17 protein-coding genes are annotated in these 23382 nt (G+C 53.1%); 13 read left to right on the top strand and 4 right to left on the bottom strand.

Annotation, left to right across the window (positions count from 1 at the left end):
• On the bottom strand, nt 1–5397 hold a 5397-nt coding region (locus tag QZ517_RS13045), incomplete at its 3' end, for a glycosyltransferase (protein WP_294227484.1).
• A 266-nt stretch (nt 5398–5663) separates the two neighbouring features.
• On the opposite strand from QZ517_RS13045, the gene QZ517_RS13050 reads away from it, so the two are divergent.
• Together QZ517_RS13050 and glf are read left to right on the top strand one after the other, a co-directional pair.
• A complete protein-coding gene (locus QZ517_RS13050; protein ID WP_294227486.1) occupies nt 5664–6440 on the top strand; it encodes a hypothetical protein in 777 nt (258 codons plus the stop codon).
• Between the two features lie 190 nt (nt 6441–6630).
• Nucleotides 6631–7752 (top strand): UDP-galactopyranose mutase, encoded by a 1122-nt coding sequence (gene glf, locus QZ517_RS13055; protein ID WP_294227488.1) that lies wholly within the window; start codon nt 6631–6633, stop codon nt 7750–7752.
• 94 nt (nt 7753–7846) lie between these two features.
• Here glf and QZ517_RS13060 read toward each other — a convergent pair whose 3' ends face one another.
• Nucleotides 7847–8425: a hypothetical protein gene (locus tag QZ517_RS13060; RefSeq protein WP_294227490.1), complete on the bottom strand. Its 579-nt coding sequence runs from the start codon at nt 8423–8425 to the stop codon at nt 7847–7849.
• Between the two features lie 213 nt (nt 8426–8638).
• On the opposite strand from QZ517_RS13060, the gene QZ517_RS13065 reads away from it, so the two are divergent.
• The 11 genes from QZ517_RS13065 (at nt 8639) to QZ517_RS13115 (ending at nt 20147) form a co-directional block, all read left to right on the top strand.
• Nucleotides 8639–9697 (top strand): hypothetical protein, encoded by a 1059-nt coding sequence (locus tag QZ517_RS13065; protein WP_294227492.1) that lies wholly within the window; start codon nt 8639–8641, stop codon nt 9695–9697.
• A gap of 60 nt (nt 9698–9757) precedes the next feature.
• The gene (locus QZ517_RS13070) at nt 9758–10561 is read left to right on the top strand and encodes a hypothetical protein (RefSeq protein WP_294227494.1); all 804 of its coding nucleotides are present in this window, start codon (nt 9758–9760) and stop codon (nt 10559–10561) included.
• Between the two features lie 167 nt (nt 10562–10728).
• A complete protein-coding gene (locus tag QZ517_RS13075; RefSeq protein WP_294227496.1) occupies nt 10729–13101 on the top strand; it encodes a glycosyltransferase in 2373 nt (790 codons plus the stop codon).
• The gene (locus QZ517_RS13080; protein WP_294227498.1) at nt 13098–13904 is read left to right on the top strand and encodes a glycosyltransferase family 2 protein; all 807 of its coding nucleotides are present in this window, start codon (nt 13098–13100) and stop codon (nt 13902–13904) included. Before QZ517_RS13075 ends, QZ517_RS13080 begins: the two co-directional genes overlap by 4 nt.
• 96 nt (nt 13905–14000) lie before the next feature.
• A complete protein-coding gene (gene gmd / locus QZ517_RS13085) occupies nt 14001–15122 on the top strand; it encodes a GDP-mannose 4,6-dehydratase (RefSeq protein WP_294227500.1) in 1122 nt (373 codons plus the stop codon).
• 51 nt (nt 15123–15173) lie between these two features.
• The gene (locus tag QZ517_RS13090; protein WP_294227502.1) at nt 15174–15842 is read left to right on the top strand and encodes a sulfotransferase family 2 domain-containing protein; all 669 of its coding nucleotides are present in this window, start codon (nt 15174–15176) and stop codon (nt 15840–15842) included.
• A gap of 69 nt (nt 15843–15911) precedes the next feature.
• Nucleotides 15912–16655: a sulfotransferase gene (locus QZ517_RS13095; RefSeq protein ID WP_294227504.1), complete on the top strand. Its 744-nt coding sequence runs from the start codon at nt 15912–15914 to the stop codon at nt 16653–16655.
• Entirely contained in the window at nt 16652–17350 is a 699-nt protein-coding gene (locus tag QZ517_RS13100; RefSeq protein WP_294227506.1) for an acyltransferase, read from the top strand. Before QZ517_RS13095 ends, QZ517_RS13100 begins: the two co-directional genes overlap by 4 nt.
• 107 nt (nt 17351–17457) lie before the next feature.
• On the top strand, nt 17458–17646 hold the full coding sequence (locus QZ517_RS13105; protein ID WP_294227509.1) for a hypothetical protein: 189 nt from the start codon (nt 17458–17460) through the stop codon (nt 17644–17646).
• Nucleotides 17647–17702: 56 nt separating this feature from the next.
• Nucleotides 17703–18674 carry a GDP-L-fucose synthase gene (locus tag QZ517_RS13110; RefSeq protein ID WP_294227511.1) on the top strand — a complete coding sequence of 324 codons (972 nt, stop codon included), beginning with the start codon at nt 17703–17705 and terminating at the stop codon, nt 18672–18674.
• 24 nt (nt 18675–18698) lie between these two features.
• Nucleotides 18699–20147 carry a mannose-1-phosphate guanylyltransferase/mannose-6-phosphate isomerase gene (locus QZ517_RS13115; protein ID WP_294227512.1) on the top strand — a complete coding sequence of 483 codons (1449 nt, stop codon included), beginning with the start codon at nt 18699–18701 and terminating at the stop codon, nt 20145–20147.
• A 58-nt stretch (nt 20148–20205) separates the two neighbouring features.
• Here the strand turns inward: QZ517_RS13115 and QZ517_RS13120 are convergent, their stop codons facing one another.
• Together QZ517_RS13120 and QZ517_RS13125 are read right to left on the bottom strand one after the other, a co-directional pair.
• Nucleotides 20206–21591, bottom strand: coding sequence for a DUF2793 domain-containing protein (locus QZ517_RS13120; protein WP_294227514.1), 1386 nt, complete (start codon nt 21589–21591; stop codon nt 20206–20208).
• 179 nt (nt 21592–21770) lie between these two features.
• The coding region (locus tag QZ517_RS13125; RefSeq protein ID WP_294227516.1) for a CRTAC1 family protein at nt 21771–23382 on the bottom strand (1612 nt) is incomplete at its 5' end.

The following is a 23382-nucleotide window of genomic DNA, read 5'->3' on the forward strand; positions in this document are numbered from 1 at the left end:
GTATTCCGCCAGAAGTGCCTGCTGCCAAGCGACGCCGTAGTGAGACAGCTTATAGTCGGTATCCACAGAAAACACCGAAACGTCTGGCTGTTCAGCGAGATATTCCAACGTACCGTCATCAGAGGCGTTGTCCGCAATCAGGAACGCGCCAACACCCAATTTGCGATAATGTTTCAGAAATTGCGGCAGCATGAACATTTCATTGCGCATACAGGCCACAAGCGCGACCTCTGCGTGACGGGCATGCTGCAATCGTGCTTCTGGCGACACCAACTCCAACGCATTGCTTTGGTAGCCCAGGCGCACATTTTGATAGCTGGGCCAAATCTTCTTGGGCGTCAGCTCAAGCGTGTTCAGCTTGGCAACGGCTTCCTGCTGACCATCCGTGGTGTCCATGTGCACCAAATGTACAGGCGCTGATTTGCTGCTGTTAAAACCATTCTGCCATGACGGCACAGGAATGCCATCGCCATGCGCGCGGCGGCGCACGGTTACGGTATAGTCCTCATCCACCACAGAAATGCCGCTCATGGCCAGCAAATCGCCCAGACACTTGTCCTCCATAAAGGACACTTGGATGAGCTGCTGACCGGCCGACGTTTGCGTTGCGGTCAAAGCGGCCGACATGGCTTTGCGGCTGAGTGCGTACCCAGACCCACCGTCGGCATAGGTGGACGGTTCCGGAGATTTGTCGAGGTCCATGCGGCCTCGTTGCGACGTGGATTTTTGCTGATGCCAAATCCGATCAAGTTGGCCCACACCACGTGTAAGCCGACGACCGTAGTAGTCAAATTTCCGGTAGTTCAGCGACTGAAAAAACAATGGGGCGTTGAAAAAACAATCATCATCCACCTTCACCATATGGGCAAAATCAGTGGAGTTGTGCACCCATTCAATGGCCGCGAGGGTTTTTAGTGGAAGCCCTTCGTAGTCGTCCGGCGCATCCAGTTGCAGCACATCGCCGTGAAGCTGCCCATCCCCGTCACCAACAATCACGACATAGGGCACGCCCAGAGCCTGCAGAAGGCGCAACCAGCCGTCTCGCAGTACAGGAATGCGCGAATTCAGGTAAGGCTTGCAGGAGAACACAGTGACAATTGTGTCATAAAGCGGTGATCCCGCAAGCGCGCCCTCTTTGGCGGGACCCGGCAAGGTCTCCGCCTTGGTTCCCCCCAAAAGCAAGCGCTTCAACTCATGGGCCACATCCTGACTGTGCCCACTCCGGAAGAGAGCCGCTAGCGTCATCTGCACCGGGGTGCTGGACATAACAGCTTGCTGATCAGCCTGTCCAAGAGATGCCATATGTGTGCGAACCCAATGCGCCACGGTCGCCACATGTGCCTGATTCTGACGTGTCTTGCCAAAACAAGTGGTCAGAATGACGCCCAGCGCGATCCCCAGAAAGTGGGATCGACTGTCGCCAAGAACGCTACATCGACGCAGAAGGGCCTCCAGATGTGCTGAATCGACGGTCTCTTCTGGATTGGAGAGCACGCTGGCGATGTCTGCCGCAATTGACCTTTGCTCCGCAAGGAAAGGCGCCCGGGACAAATTTTGCACCAATCGCGAACACCGATCCGCAACCAATTCTGACAGAGCGGCCTCAGGCGTCGCTGCACCCGGAGCCGCCATAAACCGTAGGGCTGCCAACGCAGGATCTTTGTGTGTCTGCTGCAAAGTCGCCAAATCAACGGAAGTGTTTTGCGGCAGCGGGACCCCTGCAGGACCAAACACCTCACGCCGGACTCTGGGCGCATCGGGGCATTTCACATTGTCATAAAACATAAGCGCCACATGAGCCGCCTGCGGATCCTGCGCGTGGGATTGGATTCTGTCAAAATGGGTTTTTGCTGTTTGCAATTCTGAGGCGATTGGAGCGTCACTGCGGTCTGCCAGAAGCTCCCAAAACAGGCGGGACAACCCGTAATTGCGTACACAAAAGCGCAGCACGCGGCGCCTCTGTCGTTCTGGCAACCCATCAAGTTGACGTGCCAACTCCACAGCCGCCATGGTGAGCTCCCGACAATGCGACCGTTCCCAATAGTTTGGCGTCCGCCTTGATATGAACGCCTCAAAGAGAAACACCAGATGCGCACGGTGCCGGCTGGACATTGTTTGCGAGCGCAAAGTCTGTCGAACAACCCAAGCGATGGTCGTGGTGGATATCCAATCCTGTCTCGGTTTCACCAACGATCTGAACGTGGCCAGCAAGACCTCCATGTCGCCTTGTACAAACAAGAATGGCAAGACAACTGAATCGTGCCAAGACTGCCCAATTGGCTCAAACGACGGCACACCTGCAGATTTTGCCAAGGCAAAAAACGACAAAAAATCCTGGTCGTCACGCGCAAAAAACTCGCCCAGCGCGAGATAAACATGTTGCGCAGCAAAGGCCGACACCGGCAAGTGCGCCACAATTTCCAGAGGTGGTTTTCCACTGTCGTCGGCCAGATTTGCGGCCAGCTCTGCCAAAGCAGCGTCGACCTCCCGGGTGATCGGGTCCGGACCGTCGGTTGCAGCAGGGTTGATAGATGTGGGAGGCGGATCTTGCCCTAAATCCACTCCATTGTCAGCGCCAAGCAAAAAAGCGTCCAACCCGAAATGCAAGGCGAGGGTTTGCACTGTGTTTTGTTCAGACCTGTTTAGTAAAGGATATAGACGGGCGTGAACGATGTGCTCCAACACCGTCAGCACCAACGTTGTGTCTGCACAATAGAGGTTGCGGGCCAGTAGCGTTTTTACATGCCCAACCAAATCGACCCGCGACAGAACCAAAGGCGCGCCAACAGGGTGTCCGTCGATGTTTTCGAGTTGAAGGTGCAAGGACGCGTCCGTGCCTTCCGGCAAGGTGGTCCAAAGGCGGGCTGGCAGCAGGGCCCGAACCCCAGGGTGCTGTGGCAGACTCTCCAGTGCGGTCACGGGAAGCAAGGATCCGCTGGTCAATTCTCTGATGTGAAGCCCGTCAGAAGCTTGTGCGGCTTGCAGCGTCAGCCTTGGGTCAAGAGACAGATCCGACTCCGGAAGTTTGGGCAGAATTTCCAAGGGACGGATGTCTCCTTGCGGCTCGATTAAGGTGAGACCTAGTTCTTCTGCGTCAGGTTTGTGAAATTGAGTGTCCACAGTCACAGTGCAAAACTCTTGGCCGTCTAAGACGAGATGCACGGTGTGACCGTCACACACGATGCGCATTTTCAGCACGGGGGCCGCAAAAGCAAAGGGCCAGGACTGTTCTTTGCCCCAACCGTCATTGCCTTGGTGGTTGAACACAACACAGCGCTCATCCCGCCGGAGCGAAAAGTGCACCGGAACGGTCAGGCCGTCACCGGCCAGAAAGTTCAAATTGGCATATGCTGTCTGGGAAAAGTCAGCGATACAAGAGAATGCGCTGTGCGATGCTGCCGGGAAAAACCATAGCTTACTATTTTCATTTCTGGCGCGCTGGGCATCTACCCGCGCATCCAGTTGTTGTTGTTGGGTGAGGAGTGATCGCGACCGCGGTCGGCCAAATGATCTTGCCAATCGCCCGACTGGGTCAAAGACTTTTTCCAGACTTATCGCATGCGGAAGGTCAAAACTGGCTTCCTCAGGAGTGACGCCAAGCAGGCCACGGCGGGCAGCGCCCCACACAAAGCCAATATCCTTTTGTAGAGCTTTTCGCCCGCCTCTAAGCAATTGCTGCCTTTGGAAAGCGCGACCAAATAGCCGCCGCTGCCATCCTTTGGGCAGGCGGTGTTTGGCAGCATCTGGCAAGGCCTGAACCACATCATCATGCTCTTTTCCAATAGCGCTGACAGGCTCAGTGTTTGGCGCTGGAAGTGAGATCGACATACCAGCCCATGGATCATACACCACACGAGGCGCCAGCACCGCCGCACCGATCTGCAAAGTCCATCCGGTGCGGGGCGACTTGGTTAGTGTCAAATTGTGATCGATCAAAAAACGGCGATCAAACATGCGTGCGGACAGCTCAGGCAACATCGACAGAGCTGCAGCACCATCGATGGACAACAGCCCTTTTGCGAGAGGTTGGTTATTGAAAGCCCGCAGATCAGAAAAGCCGGTGCAATAGCTGGGCGCCGCGTCAGTGGATAGGCTTGGGGTCATGTAAGCCGACATCCCCAATTGCGCATTCTGGCGCAACATGTGCTCAACCATCTGAAACAGTGAGGCGGGCTTAAGTTCAACACCAGGCCGCAGGATGCAGACAAAGCGCCCTTTCACCTCTTGCCACAGCTGCTCGGGCAGCAGCCGATCCAGATCCAACACCCGCAGGTTTGGGTGCAGTTTCTCCAGTGTTTGCGCCACTGCCCTGGATCGACACAGAAGAACAACCTCCAATCCCGGCCCAATCAATTGGGCAAGACTATCCAGTGTGGTTTGAAGATCTGCCGATGGTGTAGAGCCGCATTCAATGCACACTGACAGGGGCAATTCACCAGACATCTCCACCCCCCAACTGAGCGCAATGCCGCTGTCCCAATCGGTGGCATACGTCAGGCCTTCACGTTGAAGAAACCGTGCCGCCTCCGCGGCAAACCGGGCGCGCCGGGCGGGGTGTCGTAAGCTTAAGCTGCGTTCAAAAAGCAGACGGCTGGCAATCTGCTCATACGCCTCCCCCGCACCATCAAAGGGACCGAGTTCCATAATGCCACGCAATCGTCGCAACACATCCATCTGTTCAAACACGCGATCGCTATCAGATGTGGTGATTTGCCCAAGTCGCCCCTGTGTTTGCAAATAGAGGGCACGCGGGAGATGCAGGAGGTGATCGGTCTGCGCGGCGGCACGTTCAAAAAAGCTGTGATCCTCGTACCAAGTGCCCTCATCGAACCGCAAACCATCAATTAAGCTGCGCCGATACAGCTTGTTCCAGGCAGAGGGAAAATGGCGGACCACCTGTTGCCACTCTTCGAAAGGATAGCGACGTGGCACAGGGGATTCATAAAATTCCGATGCGCCATGGATGGCCGAATGCACCGAATAGTTGCCGTCCACATGGCAGCTCTTCACCGCACAAGCGACCCAGTCACCGTCGGTAGTTTCGAGCGCATTGTAAAGCGCCTCGAGGAATTCGGGGGCAATGCGATCATCGCTGTCAACAAACGAAATGACCTCCGCTTTGGCAAGGTCCAAACCCGTATTGCGGGCTCCCGAGAGGCCTTTGTTGGGCTGCGCAACAAAATGAAAACGCGCATCGGTTTCACAAAACGCAGCCGCCAAACCGCCACTTTCATCCGTGGAGCCATCATCCACCACGATGACCTCAAAATCTGCCCAAGTCTGCGCTTGAATGCTGTGCAGACAAGCAATCACATGGTCAGACACGTTGAAAACCGGGACAATGACAGAAATTGCCGGGGTCGGTTTTTGAGAATTTCTTGATGAGAGAGCGGGCATAAAATCTATGAGGTGCAAGAAAGGTATGAGTGTTGTTCCTTACCACGAAGGCTGGGTAAAGGGGGGGTGTTCATTTTCTATGAAAAAGTCTGTTGCGGGCCGGGCGGATGCACGAAACATGCAGGTGGAATTCACCCACATCACGCCAACTAGGGGCAGATACGACTTTTTAAGTCAGAGGCGACTATGTATACCTAGTCAAACACTTTTTTGGTACTCGCAAAAGGCACTGCCTTGCGAGCCACTTGAGCAGAGAAAGTTGCGACATGAGTACTCCTTTTGTCATCTGGACGATGCAGCGCACCGGTGGGACAACGTTGACAACTCTTTTGAAGAGTTTTTCAGAGTATCCCAGCCTGCAGCATGAGCCATTCAATGTGGAACGCAAACTTGGGTGGATTCTGCAGGACTGGAACAAAAACGGGGACGCAGCAAAGATGCAAGCTGACATCTCTGCTGCGCTGTCAGATCGCCCGATCATCAAGCATTGTTACGAACTTGTACCGGAAGCTCTGAACCTAGCACTCATGACGGCCACGTCAGAATTGGGCTATCGACACATCATTTTGGACCGACGTGCGGAAGACTTACGCATCCTCTCATTGGAGTTGGCGAAACAGACCGGCGCCTGGGGAAAAACTGCGGCGGAAGATGTCTATCGAGACATTAAATCCGGGGAAAAGACCCTCTCTCCTCTCAGCTTGCAGCAAGCATTGGATCACCTAGAGCGTTGCCATACAAGGAGATTGTCGCTCGCCACGCAAATGAAGGAGAGTGGTTTGTCTCCTCTCGTTGTCCATTTTGAGGATGTCTATTCTGACCCAATTGCGGGGAAAAAGCGCATCAGGGAGATCTTGAATTTTGTAGACCTCAACCCGCTCGATTTCCAAAACGGCCGGCAGAGAGTTGTCAAAGCACTTAGGACTCAAGGTCAAAATACAGAGAGCATCATGGACCTCCTGCCCAACCTGAATGTGGTCAAAGACAAGTTGCAAACTGCGCAAAAAAATCAGTCCCTAGACTTTGAGACGTATTTCCTCTGATCGGCCCTAAAACGGGCTCCCGCATGTTGTTACTGGCTCGTTGTGATTTCGCCGGAGACCAAGATGCTTGCTCCGGACGTACAACGTTGGTTTGACTTGCCTTTGCTGCACTTTTTTCTCCAGATGAATTGTCTCACATTTCAGGACCTCTTAGAGCTAACGTACATTTTGAGCAGAGATTGGATTTTTTATGAACATCGTCGTTGTAGGAGCCGGGTTTTCGGGAGCCGTCATTGGACGCTGTTTGGCGGAGGCGGGGTTTAAGGTCACAGTCCTCGACAGTCGGGATCACCCTGCGGGCAATTGCCATACGGAACGGTGCCAAGAGACCGGTGTGATGGTCCACACCTATGGGCCACATATCTTTCACACCGACAACCAACGTGTTTGGGATTATGTCACCCGTTTTGGGGAATTTATGCCCTACCGAAATCAGGTGAAATCAACCGTTGGCGCGGCAGTGTATTCTTTGCCAATCAACCTTCACACCATCAATCAGTTCTTCGGCAAAACCTTTGATCCGCAACAGGCCCGCGCCTTTATTGAGACAACGCAGGCGGACACAGGCATAGCCGACCCGCAGAACTTTGAAGAACAAGCTTTGCGCTTTGTCGGCCCCGCGCTTTATGAGGCATTTTTTAAAGGATATACGGAAAAGCAATGGGGCTGCGCGCCTTCCGAGCTACCGGCGTCTATCCTCAAGCGCTTGCCACTGCGCTTCAACTACAACGACAATTACTTCGCGCATCAGTATCAGGGCATCCCGAAAGACGGGTACACCGCTCTGATCGAAAACATCCTAGATCACCCCGGAATCGATGTGCAGCTGAGCACACCCTACGCGCGCGCCCATGCTGCAAACGCAGAGCATGTTTTTTGGTCCGGGCCCTTGGATGGGTACTTTGGCGAAAAGCTGGGTCGGTTGGGGTATCGCACGCTTGATTTTGAGCGTTTTACCGCGGCCGGGGACTGGCAGGGGTGCGCCGTGATGAACTACGGCGATCCGGACGTTCCCTTTACTCGCATCACCGAACACAAACATTTTGCCCCTTGGGAAGACCACGAAGGCACGGTGTGTTACCGCGAGTACTCCCGCAGCTGCGGCCCCAATGACATTCCCTACTACCCCATTCGGTTGGTCCAGGAAAAAGCATTGCTCACGCACTATGAAGCTTTGGCTGAGGCCGAAGAAGGCGTCACATTTGTGGGGCGCCTGGGCACCTACCGCTACCTGGATATGGACGTGACCATCGCTGAGGCGATGGCCCATGCCGAAGCGTTTCTTGCGGAGCGCGGCGCCGCGGCAAGCTAGGGCGTGAGACGCTCAGGGAGCGCGATCACCCCTCAGCCAGAAGGTTACACATAATCATGCAACTTTCTTGGAGATGTAGGCCCTCATACGCACGTTAGCCTGCATAGCTGGAGAGCGTGGGCACTTTGGCGATCTCATCCTCACCGTCGGGCAACACAAACAGACGGAGGTCGTGAAGTGTCACGTCAAAACTTGAAGAAGGCAGCGCAACAACAAGTGTGTGGTAGCCCTCTTCGCCTGCCACGGCGTCTACATGTGACACTTTGTGAAGCAAGGTTTGAGTGCCGCGTACTGCGGAGCCAACAAGCTTTTCGGACAAAGGGGTGTCAGTAATGGTTTCCCCGCGGGACGTGCGAATAAACAAAGGGATTGTCAGGCCGTCAGCACCGGACACGTCGGCAACTACCCCAATCAGATCACCTGCCGACACGCTGCCATTCTCCAGCGCAACATTAAAAGTGTTCCACTGTGGTTTCCCATTTATTTGAGCACGCAGCTCAAACAGCTGGCCGTCTTTAGATGTGACCTGCAGGTCCAAATTCTCGACCCCATCATCCCAGCTGAAATAAGCTCCTGGAACAATATGCCCTTCGTTTTTTACAGGGGTAGACAGGGAGGTATCACGCAATTGCGCTATCACTTCGCTGGCACGCACTTCAATCGAATATGCCATAACCTCAGAAATCTCCAAAAAAATTCTCTTACCAAATATAGCCTTTCAGGCCTAACCCGACTATTGAACGGATAACCATACGATTGTCGAGGCTGAGGCATGAGATTCATGGATTTTCTCCCATCTCCGCTAACCACTAGACGAAAATTCATCGATGTGGTTTCAATTTGAGAAACTGGCTGAAAAGCCTCCGCAAATTTTTAGGATAAATAGATGTCCGCTAAGTCAGTTACGAACCCAAATGCGTTAAGCTCCGAGAACAAGCCCGTGTCGATTATTTTTGATGCGGTTATACGCCCCTGCGGCACGGCGTACGCCACAGCCCTCCAAGAAACATCAAACTCCTTAGACGTCCGTGCAATAGAAGGGCTCGAAACAGGGCTCCCTCAGTGCAAAGATGGTCATGTTGTGGTTTTGGTTCCACCATTTGAATACATCGTGGCTTCATCTCTCTCAAAAGGCAATTCGCCAGAAGATGCCCTCTCAGAGTGGACCCGCTACGCCGCGGCGCTGGTCAAAAGACACCGCTATTATCCTAATCGTACAACTTTCTTGGATTTCCGCTTCCTAAGCCTAGAGCCAAAGAAGAGCTTAAAACTGCTCCAAGACGCATTGCAGATTAAACTTTCGCTCCCCAAAACGGCCGTCGCCTTTGATGCCCCGCGTATTGATCCGCTTTATGAATTGGTCGCTGTTGGCATGCTCCAACGCGATGCTCATGCTGAAAAACTCCGTGCTCTTGTTGTGGGCGCGCGCGACCATGACACCACGAAAGCGTGGCAAGACAAAGGTGCGAACCTGATTGCCGAGCGCAATATTCTGCAAGAAGCGCTGGACATTGCGCAAACTCAAATTGCCGCGCCAACAGGTGAACAAAGTGCGACTTCACCCCGCGAACTTCAGCTGGAAGAAGAACGCTGTCTGCTTTGCGAGGATATCACGCAGATGCAGCAGCGCCTGGAACGTGAAGTCGCAAACGTGAAGATGCTACAGTTGTCCAAGGATGCTGCGGAAAGGCACTTGGAAAAAATGGCAAACCAAATTCAACTGCGCGAGGTTGTTCTCGGCAAGGCTCTTTTGGCCGAGGGAAGGCGCCACGATGCCATTTTAACCTCCCTGCGGGAAGAGCAGGCAGAGCTGCTTGGAAAACGCGATCAACTCGAACACGAGGTCGCCGAGCGTCAGGAGGAGCTTCAACGCGTGTACGCTTCAAAGTCTTGGCGTGTCACTGAGCCGATCCGCGCTTTGCGTCGCTCATCGTCAGACTCCTGATCCTCTGTGGCTTGGGTTTTCATTGATGCACAACATGGCTTGTGCAATCGCCTTCGTGCCATGGCTTCAGCAGCGTCAATAGCGCAGAATACCGGGCGCGAGCTCGCAGTCATTTGGCGACAAGATGAGCATTGCCAATGTCGGCTACGCGACCTGATCGACTATGATGGCGTTCTGATTGAAGACGACAACGCTGACCTCATGCGGCGATATGCGGCCGTTGAATATAACTATATGGAAATCGAACCAAATTCCTGTTTTGCAGCGCCAATCCTTGAGGATCCGGAACCGTACGTGGGTCAAGATATCTACGTCCGATCCGCCTATTCGCTACAAGGTCCACACGTAGATTTTAACGATGAACAGAGTTTTCTTCGCAATTTGGAAGTCGCGTCTCCTGTGCAAGACCTGATCGCCCAAGTGCGTCACCCCAATCAACTGGCCGCACACATCCGCGCTATGTCCGCCGCGGATTTTGAACACCTGCCCTATGAAGCAGCCGCAAACTGGCCCAAGGAGCGCCACGCAGAACTCATGGAATGGCGCAGGAAAAGTCAGCCCGCACGGTTTATGGATCGAATCGATCAGATTTTCGAACAAGGAGATGCGCAGACATTTTTTGTAGCTGCGGATCATCCCGACACTTACGCCAGCTTGCACACGCGGTACGGAGACCGCATGGTCTGCTTGAAACGGGACCTTTTTGACCGTTCGCCTCAGCAATTGCAGTATGCTCTGGCTGACCTTATATTATTGACGGCGGCTGACCGTTTTCTGGCCAGCACCTACAGCTCATTTTCTGATATTGCTCAGCGTCTTGCACCCTGGGGACGACCAATTGAGAAGAGTGGAATCGATTTCTAAGTTACACTAAAAACCGCCCAACATCCAAACACACACCTGTAATCCGCGCACCCGTAACCCAAAAACCAATAATCTGGCGCACATTTTTTCTCTACCTTGTCGCATGCAAAATGCTAGTGTATCGACGCTTCAGATTTAAGTTTTTGTCTTTTTATGATGGTACTAAAATGGATCAATTTGACCCAAGCCTGTTTTCCGTTGTCCACCGGTCACTTTTCGACCTCTACAAACGCAGCGGATTGCCGGATCAGACTCCAAGCGACGAAGAACTACGAAACGCATTAGGCAACCTGCACAAGAGTGTCTATGCTTCCAATTGCCAGCAATCCAAGAGCTGCTTTGAGCGGTATGTAAAGCTTCTTTCAGTGTCTCGACAGGACAGTGGTTTGCTGGATGAATACAACTTGCAAAAACCTCTCAGAGAAAAGAAACGAGCGTTTGTAGAGGGCGCAAGTGATCAACCTGAGCAGCGCATTCTTGTAAGCGGGATTGGTCGCTCCGGCACCACCATGATCTACCAACAGTTGGCGAAACTTCTTCAGATTGATGGCAAGGAACGGATCAATTTCCGCTATGAGCCCTATTTGTGGAGCATCCGCAGCGGAACGACCAAAGGCAACGCATTTGGGATGGAGCAACTTCATCAGTTTGGCCTGCATACCCACCTTGAGACTCCACTTCTCCTGAATGAAAAAAGTGTCCTGCACGACAGCTTCTTGGACAGTCTTTTTGCAGGGCCAAGCGATCGTGACCCTGAACAAGGGCCAGATGCTTGCCTCACCAAAGTAATTCGCGGATCCGGTCGATTAGGTAGCTATATTGAACGGTTTCCTGATCTAAAAGTGGTGGCTTGCCTGCGCAATCCGTTTGACACAATCAACTCCAGTCTTGGCATGTTCTCGTTCTTTGGCGAAGAGTTCCATGAGAATGATCGGGAACGCTTCCTCGTCGAGCTGGAAGCACGTGGTTTGCCGACAGCGCACCTGTCGCTTGACTCGCCGCGCTCCATTGAATGGAGTGCCGCATGGTGGCAAACCTTTACGGCCGAAACCTTGGCCGTTGCCCGTCAGTACCCGGACAATGTGTTTCTGTTTTGCTACGAAGACTTCAGCCGCGACGGCGCGCGCGTCATGCAAAACCTCCAGGATTTTGTTGGCATTCAAAACGATGGTATTGCCATGGGTCTCAGCAAACCGGCGGGCCCCTCAATCAAAGCCACCAGCTTGAATGCTTGGGATGTCGCCTACCTGCAGGATTGCCACGCTTTCTACGAAGAAGAAGTTCTCCGCCCCTTGCTGGGGGAAGCCGGCGTGACCGAGCAACGCCAAGCAATTGCCAAGAAGTACGCGCAAGGCAAATTTTCATTCCCGATTGCGGGTGCCGACCTCGGCCGTCGCGCCCCAATTCAGCTGCGCGGAATGATGTTGCATGATGGCAAAAGCCCGTTCCTGACGCTTGCCAAGTGCGCGCGGACGCCCATCGATTTGCCAGCTTTGATTAACAAATACGCAAGTGAGGATCAGCCGACGCCAACAGCACAGACACTCGAAACCGATCTGCGCGCTCTGAAAAAGGGCAAGCGATTTGGCGCCGTGATCACCTGTCACAACAATTCGACCACAATTGTTGGGGCCGTCTTGTCCTGCTTGAACCAGACCGTGCCTTATGATCGCATCATTGTTGTGGATGATTGTTCGACAGACGATTCAAAAACCAAACTGGCTGTTTTGGAAGAAATGTACAGTGCGCTCCAAGTCATTCCGCTTGAAAGCTCTCTTGGTCCGTCCGGTGCTCGACATATTGGTATTTCGCGCCTGGACACCGACTACTGGACCCAGTTGGATGGTGATGACCTGTTTTGGCCTACCAAAAACCAAGCAGAAATTGTTGCCATTGATGGAGACAACAACGTCGTTGCATTTAGCGATATTCTGCTGGTTAACCCGAACAATACATCGTTACAGCCTACACAGACTTATGACGGCAAACACCCAAATGCGTTTGAGTGTTTGCTGTCTCGAATCGTGCAAATTCCACGCGATATGACCATGTCCAAAGAGCTATACTTCCGTGCCGGAGGATATAATCTCGTTGGGCATCTCTATGAGGATTGGGATTTCAAGTTGCGCCTTGCCGCATTGACCGACAGTGAATGGCGCCATTCCAAGAGCCAGATCGGTACGGTTTACAATCGATTGACACCGGGCCTTTCTGGAGTGGACTCCGGCCTGCACGCCCGTGCTCTTGTTTTATACTTCTTTAAAGCACTTGGGCACCATTGCCCCGCGCCTGAAGCGGTTCTTGATCATTTTGAAAAGGCCGTTGCCCCGTTCCAACATCGCCATATCGTAACCGAAGCCCGCAAATGGCTGAAAGCCGCAGTGGGCACCAACAGTTTTGATCCCAAGCCTTTCTCTAGCCTTGCTATGTCTCGACACACACACACAGCAAGCAACGCCACACTCGCCGAAACTTTTCAAAAACAGGCGCAGTCTTTGATCGACGGCCACAAAAAAGAAACTCTGGAGGTGGCACGTTGACCAAGTTTTCCATTATCACTGTTGTCTGGAATGACTGCGTAGGCGCGACCCGGACAATGCAAAGCGTGTTTTCTCAGACTTATCAAAACTACGAGGTGATTGTTCAGGACGGAGCATCAACGGATGGGACATCTGAAATGCTGAGGTCCTTCGGCAACTGGATCGATTCACTGGTCATCGAAGAAGACGATGGTATCTATGATGCCATGAATCGAGCCACAATGCGGGCAACAGGCGATTACCTCGTGTTCATGAACGCGGCCGACTATTTTATCAACCCAAAGGTTCTGGAAGACGTTGCCGCAGCGATTAATCCAGACGAAGATGATATCTTTACTGGTCAAGCTTTTCGCGATGAAGATGGCGGCCTGCACAGATACCGCCCACTTGAACAATTCTGGGCCGGGTCTACGCTTGACCACCAAGCCAGCTTTATTCGCCGCGAATTAATGCAAGACCTGAAATATGACGAGCGCTACAAAATTGCAGGCGATTTGCATTTCTTCACCCGAGCTCGCCTGCAGGGTGCAAGATACCGGTCCGAAGATTTGCCAATTGTCCGGAAGCCTTTCTCCGTCGGAGCCTCCACAAGTTTTGTCGACCGTATCAATGATCGGCTTAGCATGCTCGACGAGGCTTGGGGAGACAGCTATCCTGTGCGCGACACGATCACCAAAGAGATGCGCCACTATGCGGCAAAAACCTTCGATGTTTCGGTCGACCGGTTCGCCGATATGCCAATTGAGGAAATGCTTAAGCTGTTCGAAACTTGGGAAAAACGGCTGCAGGCTCTCGCTGCATAACTCATCCAGTACATTTATGGCCTCAATTCTCCCCAACTGTTTTGGAGCCGGCTCGTGCATGAGTATGCAAGCAAATTTTAAATAGTGGACTTGAACATGAAAAAAGCACTTATTACCGGTGTCACCGGACAAGATGGATCATATTTGGCCGAGTTTTTGCTCGAAAAAGGGTACGAAGTACACGGCATCAAACGTCGCGCGTCTTTGTTCAATACGGCCCGTGTTGACCACATCTATCAAGACCCCCACGTCGACAATGCAAACTTCAAGCTGCATTATGGTGATTTGAGCGACACCTCCAACTTGACCAGGATCATGCGAGAGGTTGAGCCTGATGAGGTCTACAACCTTGGCGCACAGTCCCATGTTGCCGTGAGTTTTGAAGCGCCGGAATACACGGCTGATGTTGATGCGATCGGTACGCTGCGCTTATTGGAGGCCATCCGCTTCTTGGGCCTAGAAAAGAAAACCCGTTTCTATCAGGCGTCCACATCTGAACTTTATGGCTTGGTGCAGGAAACACCACAAAAAGAAACAACACCGTTCTACCCACGCTCCCCTTATGCCGTGGCAAAGCTTTACAGCTATTGGATCTCAGTCAACTACCGTGAAGCTTACGGCATGTACGCCTGCAACGGCATTCTGTTCAACCACGAGAGCCCGCGCCGGGGCGAGACTTTTGTGACCCGAAAAATCACTCGCGGGCTCGCCAATATCGCCCAGGGCTTGGAGCCGTGTCTTTACATGGGCAACATCGACAGCCTGCGCGATTGGGGCCATGCCAAAGATTATGTGCGCATGCAGTGGATGATGCTTCAGCAAGAAAGCCCTGAGGACTATGTGATTGCAACCGGTGTGCAATATTCCGTGCGCGAATTTATTACGTGGTCTTCTGAGGAGTTGGGCATCACACTGGAGTTCTCAGGCAGCGGTGTAGATGAGATTGCCACGGTTGCGGCGATCGAAGGCAATATGGCGCCGGCACTAAACGTGGGTGATGTAGTGATGCGTATTGACCCGCTATATTTCCGCCCTGCGGAGGTGGAAACCTTGCTAGGCGATCCAACCAAAGCCAAACAAAAGTTGGGTTGGGTTCCTGAGATCACTGCGCAAGAAATGTGCTCTGAAATGGTGACTGAGGACCTGAAGGTTGCCAGACGCCATGCCCTTCTAAAGGAGCATGGGATGGAAGTGCCGGTAAGCGTGGAAATCGGGTGAGCTTTCACGCCTACCAAATCCTATCCGAAAACCTATACTAGGAATAATCGAATGCTAGTTTCACACACCAAGAAGTTTATCTACATTAAGACAGTAAAAACAGCTGGTACCTCGGTAGAGGTCGCTTTGCAGGACTATTGCTTGCCACCTGACGTTAAACTTCCTACTGAAAACGTGGCTAGTGACGCCTCCATCTCAAACTATGGTATCGTTGGTGCCCGTGGTTCGGATGTGGCGCAAAAAAATGAATGGTATAATCACATGCCAGCAAGCCAAATTAAGGCCCAACTGGAGCCAGAGGTTTGGGAAGGCTACACCAAAATTTGCAACATTAGAAATCCCTGGGATAAGACCGTATCTTGGTTCCACTTCCGAAACCCAGGGGTCAAATCTTTGCCGGAAGAGGAGATCGTCGCCGCGTTTCGGGCTTTTATGAACCCCGAAGATGACAGCAATCTCACAATTGGCCTGGATACACATATCTATTTCATAAATGGTGTGCCAGTCGCGGATGAATACATTCGCTATGATACGATGTCGGCGGATTATAATCGCATTTGTCAAAAACTTGATCTCGATGCACCGCCGATCCCTGAGCTAAAGCGAGGGCCCCGTGGGAAAAAAACGGTTCCTTATCAAAAGTATTACGACACGGAGCTGCGAGACAGGGTTGCAGATATCTACGCGAAGGAAATCGATGCATTCGGCTGGTCCTTCTAAAGCCGGGATTTCTTATATTTCGACCAAGCATTCTTTGGCTCGTATCAGACTATTTGAAAGGTTGAGTCTATGAGACTACCTAACACTATCGCAATAGGAGCAGGTAAAGCCGGGTCGACCTCCTTGCACAATTACTTGCATTTCCATCCACAGATTTTTGGATCTCGTGAAAAAGAACTAATGTACTTCACCAGCCGCTTTGATCGTGGAGAGGAATGGTATCAATCCAACTTCCCGATCGAAGAAGGTGTAAAGGTCTATTTTGAAACCACCCCCCAGTACTCTTTTAGAGACGAATTCCCTGGAGTTCCTGAACGCATCTTTGAATACAATCCCGACATGAAACTGCTTTATATTGTACGTGAACCCCTAAGTCGCATCGTGTCTCACTTTAATCACTGGACACGCACTCAACCTCAAAAATACACCAACCTTGAAGCGTCTCTGGGGTTACCATCACATCGCAAACGGTTCATCGATCGCACTCGGTATTTTTACCAACTTTCAGCATTCCTCGATGTTTTTCCTGACAATCAGATACAGGTGGTTTTCCTTGAAGACCTAAAAGCAGATTTTGCCGGTACGCTGGACACAATTTTCGAGTTTCTCGGCGTTGATTGCCTCGGGGCAGATATTCCACAAAAAGTACACAATCGCGGCTCACGCCCGGAGGCCACAAGTCGGAAGTGGTCCGTAGGCGAGATTTCTCAAGAACGGCGCCAAGAAATCTGCGCAACCCTCTCTGAGGACGTGCAAAAACTGTTCTCATTTTGTGGAAAGCCGGCGGACTATTGGGGCGCCGCATATACATGAGCGAAACACTGGTGGAATATGACCTGGCAGAGCTTGTTCCTGACCCGCAGAGGCATCTGTGCCAGGACTCCGTCCTTGTGGCATCACCGAAGGTTATTTCCCGTATCGCTGTAAGTTTGTCGCCTGCCCCGGGATTGCGTAAAAATTACCGCATCGAAGTGAGCCAGTCCGATTTTCGCGGAAAACTTCGTTTCTCACTCGGCCCCGGCCGAGGCAAAGTTCAAATCCATTCACGCGGTCCACTCAACCTTGATGTTCGTATGTGGCGCAACAGCAGCCTGTCAATTGGCAACGGAACAACAATCAACAAAGCCAAAATTGTGTGCGACAATGCTGATATTTTTGTGGGAGAGGATGGACTATGGTCGGGGGACATTCTTGTCCAGTCCAATGACCAACATGGAATAATCGATCTAAACACAATGGCGGTCATTAACAGCGGACGCCGATCTGTCCAAATTGAGGATCACGTTTGGGTTGGCCGGCAAACCATTGTCATGCCTGACGTCAGAATTGGAAAAGGTTCAATTCTCGCAGCGGGAGCGATATTGACAACAAACATGCCAGAAAACTCCATTTTTGCTGGTGTGCCCGCCCGCAAGGTACGTGGTGAGGCAACGTGGTCTCGAGCACCAGCCGGCCTTTCCGACTCAGAGTTTGATCTATTGGGAATCGAAGGAGGTAAATCTAAATAAACACGGATGCGCTAGCGCGAATATCGATTGGATACAACTCTGCGCACAACAATTTTGACGCCAAGCTTTACCAAGACCCACAAAACAAACTTTCATAGGAGATAAATATGACCGAAAAAACCATTACACAACCGCCAGCGATTGCTCTCGCCCAGTCCATGTGTCGCGCGCAAAATTCTGATAGCGATTCCTCCACTCCTTTCCGGGATGATAAGGAAAAATGGGTGGCTTTGGCTCGTAAGACAATGCGCATCCTTGAGAACCAAGGTTATACTCTTTCCAAAACAGACGGTTAATCAATGCATTTGGACTGGCTGAAGCATTCAGCTAGTCCAAAACTCCAAGAGGCCACATGACAAAAATCTACGTAGCTGGACATCGCGGCATGGTTGGTGGCGCAATATTGCGTCGCCTTCAAGTTCGCAAGGCCGTGGAAGAAGATCTGACGTTGATCACGCGCACTCATGCTGAACTTGATCTCACCGATCAGGTTGCTGTGCGCGAGTTTATGCAGGACGAAAAACCCGACATTGTGATCTTGGCAGCTGCCAAAGTGGGCGGCATTCATGCCAACAACACTTATCCGGCGGACTTCATCTACAAAAACCTGATGATTGAATGCAATGTTATTCACCAGGCCTTTGCAGCGGGTGTTAAGCGGTTGTTGCAGTTGGGCAGTTCCTGCATCTACCCCAAGGCTGTACCGCAGCCGATGAAGGAAAACGCGCTGCTCACTGGCACGCTTGAACCCACCAATGAACCCTATGCCGTGGCCAAAATCGCGGGCATCAAACTGTGTGAAAGCTACAATCGGCAACATGGTGTGGATTACCGCTCAGTGATGCCGACAAATCTTTATGGGCCAGGTGACAACTTCCATCCGGAAAATTCTCACGTTATGCCGGCCCTGATCCGCCGCTTCCATGAGGCCGCTCAGAGCGGGCAGGAAGAGGTTGTGATGTGGGGCACTGGCAAGCCCATGCGGGAATTCCTGCACGTTGACGACATGGCAGCGGCCAGCCTATTTGTGCTGGAGCTGGACAAAGAAACCTATGAGGCCAACACGGAACCAATGTTGAGCCACATCAACGTGGGAACAGGCACAGACATTTCTATTGGAGAGTTGGGCCACATGGTCGCTGAGGTGACCGGTTATTCAGGGCGGATTACACAGGACTTGAGCAAACCTGATGGCACCAAGAAAAAGCTGATGGATGTGAGCCGTCTAGGTGACATGGGCTGGACAGCGCGTGTACAATTGGAAGACGGTTTGAAAGAGACCTATCAGTGGTTTCTCAACAATCAGGACAGCTTTCGCGGATAATTTTTCGACCCAAGGACTTTTCACATGACCCATATCATTCATCCTCTTCTCCTCTGTGGTGGCTCTGGAACCCGGCTTTGGCCACTAAGTCGCAAAAGTTATCCCAAGCAATTTGCCAAGCTGACCGGTGAAGACAGTCTGTTTCAAGCCTCGGCTGAGCGCCTGTCTGGTGACGGTTTTGCCGCGCCATTGGTGATCACCGCCTCTGATTTTCGGTTCATTGTTATTGAACAATTGGCAGCAAAAGAAATCAGTGCAGCGGCGACGCTAATCGAGCCGGAAGGGCGCAATACCGCGCCGGCAATTTTGGCCTCAGCTTTGGTGCTGGAAGCCGATACACCAGGTGCGCTGATGTTGGTTGCTCCCTCGGATCACGTAATTCCGGACGCTGAACAGTTCCGCGCGGCGGTTGCCGCAGCGGCTCCCACCGCCGCGAATGGCCAGCTGGTCACCTTTGGGATCCGTCCCGACCGGGCAGAAACCGGCTATGGCTGGCTGGAGCTAAGCCAAAGTCCAGAAGATGATTTTGCGCCTGTTGCGCAGCCCCTTAAAAGTTTTGTCGAAAAGCCTGATGCCGAAAAAGCCGAAGGTTTGTTGGCTGGCGGTCAGCATCTTTGGAACGCAGGCATTTTCCTGTTTGCCACGGATAAGCTGATTGCAGCCTTTGAAAAACATGCGCCCGGCATGTTGGCCAGTGCACGTAAAGCCGTGGATGCGGCAGAGTTAGACCTCAGTTTCACCCGGCTTGACCCAGAAGCATGGGCGGAGATGGAAGATATCTCCATTGACTATGCGGTCATGGAGAAAGCGGAAAACCTGTCTGTTGTGCCATTCAGTGGCGCCTGGTCCGACCTTGGTGGTTGGGACGCTGTTTGGCTGGAAAGTGGTCCGGACAGTGACGGCGTTGTTACAAGTGGTCCTGCCACCTCAATCGAATGTGAAAACACGCTGTTGCGCGCCGAAGATGACGCGCAACAACTTGTTGGCATCGGCCTGCAAGATGTGATTGCCGTTGCGATGCCAGACGCAGTGCTGGTTGCGCATAAAGACCGGGCCCAGGACGTGAAAAAGGCGGTTGTGGCCTTGAAGCAAAAAGGCGCATCACAGGCCGAAATTCTACCACGCGACTACCGCCCGTGGGGCTGGTTTGAGAGCTTGGTGGTCGGTGGACGTTTTCAGGTGAAACGCATTCACGTGCATCCTGGCGCGGCCCTGAGTTTGCAGAGCCACCATCACCGATCTGAGCATTGGATAGTTGTAGAGGGCACCGCACAGGTCACAATTGACGAAGAGGTCAAACTGGTGACGGAAAACCAATCAGTCTACATCCCATTGGGTGCAACGCACCGGATGGAAAACCCAGGCAAGGTGCCAATGGTTTTGATCGAAGTGCAGACTGGGTCATACCTTGGTGAAGACGACATCATCCGCTATGAGGATGTCTATTCCCGCGGGCAAGGTGCCAAAGGTTAACTGGAGCGGAGAGTTGTGGCCCACACACAGGCGTTGTGGACCACCTATCCAGCCGACGTCAAAGCTCGCTGGCATCTTCGTTCTGGGACACAAAACGCAAATCCACCCACCGGTTTTCTGGAATGTCCCTGGCAGTTCCTGCCGCCCAACAACCGTCCCAAACAACGTGCGATGTTGTGACGCTCAGCACCTGATCTGTGGCATCATATTGGGCATCCACAAAAACAATACGGTTGCCGTTGGCATCTAGTGGCACTTCAATCTGCCATCCTGCGACTGCCAACGGAGGCACATTTGATATTTGGTACAGACCGGTACCAAGACGAGAAAAATCTGCATTCAGCGGGTCCGCTGGCTCTTCGATGCCGGAGGATTTCAACCGCACGATCGGGCTGGCTTCTTTCAAGAAACCATTGGTGTCGACCGTGGTGTTACTTTTGTGCCAGAACTCTGTCCAAACGATCGGGTCGGTTGCGGTGCCACCCGTGCCAAACCAACACCGCTGAGACGCGAGATTTGCGGCATTACGAATGGCGATTCCTGACAAAAAGCCATTTTCTCTGGAGGACATCATCAGCGAATGCCAGTACGCGGCGGTTTCAGGTAGGCCGTCTGTGACAGAGGCAACTGCAACGTAGTTGCCACACGCGAGACCACGTGTGTGCAGGTCGGCACCGCCGCTGACCTGCACCGCGTCCCCCAAGACCCCACCGTCGCCGACTTTGAGGATACGCCCCTCTGTGGTGTCCATGTTGCCTTGTGTGACAGCGGTGCCGGAAAGGGAGCCGCCCACATCTAAACCCTCAGGAGCATTGGGAATTCCTGTTGAGGCGTCAAATTGTAAGCCGGTAGTCCATGAAGCCCCGTCGGGGCTGACTTTGATAGAAAACGCATCGCTGCCTGAGGTGCCCATCTCAGCCCGACCGGACCAGTCGGTCTGAAACAGCAGGCTTGCAGTGTCGGTGTCCGTGGCCTTGTTGATTTTCACCTGATGGCCTGCGCCCTCATGGGTCAGCAGAGTGGCTTGTGACGAAACGGAAAGACGGTTGGTGGTATCAAACCCCGTATTCACACCCACGCCATTCAGGTTTGACGCTTCGGAGATTTCCGCTGGTTTCCAAATGGTTCCATCCCAAATGACAATTTCAGTGCTACCGCGTTCAACCGCCATAAAACCTTCCTGGAGTGGCATAAAAAGCCAGGCCCCATTGGTCCAAGTGGCTAAGTGATGCTCGTGGCCCAACCACCCCGCCGTAGGGGACGCGCCAAGTGCCCAAGTGGCGCCGTCGGTGGGCTGCGACGGCGGGTCGGTGGCGTCAAAAGCTTCAACAACAGTCTGAACCATCATGTCCAGAATTTGCAGAGCCTCATTGTGCGTGACGTGCTTTTGCGCCTGTGAGGGCATGATAAACGGCAACGAAAGACGGGAAGAGTGTTCTGACATTTGGCAGCTCCATCAATGGGGGATGGGCGCCAGAGTCAGAGACGAGGATTGCCAAGAGAGAAACGCAGCAACCGCAGGCGTTGCGCGCCAAAAATCGACGTCGGTATTACGTCTGCATCGCAGCTGTTTTGCGAAGGCAAATTGAGAGCTAGAAAGATCCCGAACGACGCAACACCACCTTACGGATGACGCACGACGGTGTAGATGTGCCCGGCTTGAAACGGCCCCTTCAGGAAAGTGGTGCTGCCATCCGCCCAAGAGACTGACGCGCCGGTGGCTTCGGTTTGGTCACCCAGCCCAAAGTGCGCGCGCGGCGCATCAAAGCTCATGAAGCCGCCACCCAATTGCAGCTCGCGCGTCTGCGTGCCGCCATCCGTCACGGTGATGGTGACACGTGCACCGATGCCGTCACGGTTGCCGATGTGGTCTTCAAGTTGAAACACCACCGCCGCGCCTTGGGCGTTGTTGCGGAAGGCCACCAGCGGGCCATTCACAGGATGGGTGATCAAATCCAGATCGCCATCGTTATCAAAATCGATCTGCGTGGCGCTGGCGGTCATCAGGTAATCTTCGAGACCAAAGGGCCCAGATGCCTCCGTGAAGGAGCCGTCGCCTTGGTTGTGGAAGAAGAGGTTGGAGGGCGAGACTTCGTTTGGCACCCATGTGCCGTTTACGATGTAGACGTCTTGCCAGCCGTCCAGATCAAAGTCAGCAATCTTGGTGTCCCAGCTCCAGCCGCCAACGTCCAAGCCGCGGGCTTCGGCCTGGTCTTCCCAGCCTGCGCCATTGCGGGCCAGCAAGACATTGGAGCGCAAGATTTGCGGGTGCGTGAGCGCAATTTCCTCCGCTGTGGCGGTGCGCGTTGGCTGGAAGTGCCAATCACAATAGGCGCGGGGAATGGGCTGGTCAGCGCGGATCAGTTCACAGATAGATGGATCGCGCTTTTGAATGGCCAGATCTTTGACCAGCATCGCCTTGCATTCCACCTGATCCCGTCCGGACAATTTTTGGCAGTTTTTGGCATACGTAGGGTCGAAATTATTGCCAGACTTGTACCAGGATTTGATGTCCATGTTTTGCTGGCAGCGGTCTTTGGCATCCGCATTTTGGATGCCATCGCAATATTGACCAAGCGACTGCATTTTTAGCGTGTCTGACACCCCGGATGAGCGCCCTGCAATCTGTGCGAGGTAGATGTCAGTGGAGCCGTCGTTGGCCAAGTCTGCGGTCTTGATGGCCATCGTTGTGGTTGTGGTGTGCGGGATCAGGCCCTGCGGTTGCGTGAGCATGGCAAACCCACCTTTGCCATCTCCGCGGTAAAAATAGTCTGGGATGTCAAAGTCGTTGCCGACAATCAGGTCCGTGGCGCCGTCGTCGTCAAAATCCGAAAACAAAATGGACAAGGTTTCGCCGGGGATGCCCGGCATGTCGGCATAGGTTTCGCCGGTGAGGGCACCGTCGGTGTTAAGGATCAGGCGGTTGCGGCTTTCTTCGCCCGGGATGCGGCGGTACCAGCCCGCCGCCCAGTTGCCCAGCGCCACATCCAACGTGCCGTTGGCATCCACATCCGCAAGTGCCACAGCGAGCGACAGGGGTGTTTGCGGGTTGTTTGGCACGGGTTTGGGGGGTTCAGAGCCGAAGCTTCCCTCCACATTGCGCCACCAATAGTTGCCCTGCAGGTAGGTGGTTAAGAAGAGGTCCGGCCAGCCGTCGTTGTCTATGTCGGCAAAAACGGCGTTGAAGAGTGGGGCAGTGGCAAGCTCGCCCAACGGTGCCGATGTGGATGCAAAC

Source organism: uncultured Shimia sp. (genome assembly GCF_913054185.1).
GTDB lineage: Bacteria > Pseudomonadota > Alphaproteobacteria > Rhodobacterales > Rhodobacteraceae > Shimia.

Excerpts from the sequence above, each read along its gene's own strand:
- QZ517_RS13050 (WP_294227486.1), top strand. The coding sequence starts at position 5,664 with ATGAGTACTCCTTTTGTCATCTGGACGATGCAGCGCACCGGTGGGACA.
- glf (WP_294227488.1), top strand. The coding sequence starts at position 6,631 with ATGAACATCGTCGTTGTAGGAGCCGGGTTTTCGGGAGCCGTCATTGGA.
- QZ517_RS13060 (WP_294227490.1), bottom strand. The coding sequence starts at position 8,425 with ATGGCATATTCGATTGAAGTGCGTGCCAGCGAAGTGATAGCGCAATTG.
- QZ517_RS13065 (WP_294227492.1), top strand. The coding sequence starts at position 8,639 with ATGTCCGCTAAGTCAGTTACGAACCCAAATGCGTTAAGCTCCGAGAAC.
- QZ517_RS13070 (WP_294227494.1), top strand. The coding sequence starts at position 9,758 with ATGGCTTCAGCAGCGTCAATAGCGCAGAATACCGGGCGCGAGCTCGCA.
- QZ517_RS13075 (WP_294227496.1), top strand. The coding sequence starts at position 10,729 with ATGGATCAATTTGACCCAAGCCTGTTTTCCGTTGTCCACCGGTCACTT.
- gmd (WP_294227500.1), top strand. The coding sequence starts at position 14,001 with ATGAAAAAAGCACTTATTACCGGTGTCACCGGACAAGATGGATCATAT.
- QZ517_RS13090 (WP_294227502.1), top strand. The coding sequence starts at position 15,174 with ATGCTAGTTTCACACACCAAGAAGTTTATCTACATTAAGACAGTAAAA.
- QZ517_RS13095 (WP_294227504.1), top strand. The coding sequence starts at position 15,912 with ATGAGACTACCTAACACTATCGCAATAGGAGCAGGTAAAGCCGGGTCG.
- QZ517_RS13100 (WP_294227506.1), top strand. The coding sequence starts at position 16,652 with ATGAGCGAAACACTGGTGGAATATGACCTGGCAGAGCTTGTTCCTGAC.
- QZ517_RS13105 (WP_294227509.1), top strand. The coding sequence starts at position 17,458 with ATGACCGAAAAAACCATTACACAACCGCCAGCGATTGCTCTCGCCCAG.
- QZ517_RS13110 (WP_294227511.1), top strand. The coding sequence starts at position 17,703 with ATGACAAAAATCTACGTAGCTGGACATCGCGGCATGGTTGGTGGCGCA.
- QZ517_RS13115 (WP_294227512.1), top strand. The coding sequence starts at position 18,699 with ATGACCCATATCATTCATCCTCTTCTCCTCTGTGGTGGCTCTGGAACC.
- QZ517_RS13120 (WP_294227514.1), bottom strand. The coding sequence starts at position 21,591 with ATGTCAGAACACTCTTCCCGTCTTTCGTTGCCGTTTATCATGCCCTCA.